The sequence below is a fragment of the Alcanivorax sp. HI0044 genome, from assembly GCF_001634945.1.
The window spans coordinates 1-970 of record NZ_LWEZ01000059.1; the positions used below are offsets into that span (position 1 = coordinate 1).

Sequence of the window (970 nt, forward strand, 5' to 3'; positions counted from 1 at the left end):
AAGCAAAGGCAAATCGAGCTTCATGAGCGCACGCTCCATCTGCCCTTTTACCCGCGAATAAAAAAACGGGGAGCGGGCATTGGAATTCACCGCCGACACAACCAGAAAACGTTGTACGCCAGCCCGGCGTGCCATGTTGCCGGCCAGCACGACAAGATCATGATCCACATGACGGAATGCCTGCCGCGACCCGGCTTTTTTCATTGTGGTGCCCAGGCAGCAAAAGACATCATCCACTTGAAATCGGTCCTGACACGCCTCGATATTATCGAATTCCACCAAATGTACGTCCAGCTTGGGGTGCTCGATGGATAAGGCGCGGCGTGTCAGCACAGTGACCTGCTCATATTCATCGCAGGCCAGCAGGCTTTCCAGGCAATCACGCCCCACCAGCCCGGTTGCCCCCAACAGCAAGGCTTTTCTTGTCATTGTTCTTCCTCGTCTTTGGCGGGCTGTTCCGGCAGCCAACGCCGTAACACCGTTTCCAGTGCATCCAGATGTACCGGTTTGGCAAGAAAATCATCCATGCCCGCAGCCAGGCAACGGGCCTGAACCCCTTCCGCCGTATTGGCAGTAACCGCCACAACCGGCGTGCGCAGAGTCGCTTTGTTCTGCTCGATTTCACGCAGACGCCGGGTCACTTCAAAACCGTCCATCTCCGGCATCATGCAGTCCATCAACACCAAATCGAACGATTCCTGGTCCAGTAACGCCAGCGCGGTTTCCCCGTTACTGACGGTTTTCACCTGGAAACCCAGCTTGCTTAGCATGCCCCGGGTCACCAGCTGGTTTACCTCGTTGTCTTCCACCAGCATCAGCCGGAAACGTTTGCGCCGCTGGCGTTCTTCCGGCGTCTGCAGCGGAGCATCCCCCACCGGCATCTGCCGCTGCAGGCCCACCAGTCGTGCCAGCCCCTGGCGCAATACGGTGCGATGAACCGGGCGCACCAACACCACCAGGTCATGCTTGT

General features: G+C 57.8%; 2 protein-coding genes. Both read right to left on the reverse strand.

Translation table 11 applies throughout. The features are described 5' to 3' along the window. Window positions 1–429, reverse strand: a 429-nt coding sequence (locus A3730_RS00825; protein ID WP_156500715.1) for an NAD(P)H-binding protein, incomplete at its 3' end; no start/stop codon positions are given. Beyond that, a partial coding sequence (locus A3730_RS00830; RefSeq protein WP_156500717.1) for a response regulator occupies window positions 426–970 on the reverse strand: 545 nt, incomplete at its 5' end. The genes A3730_RS00830 and A3730_RS00825, both read right to left, overlap by 4 nt.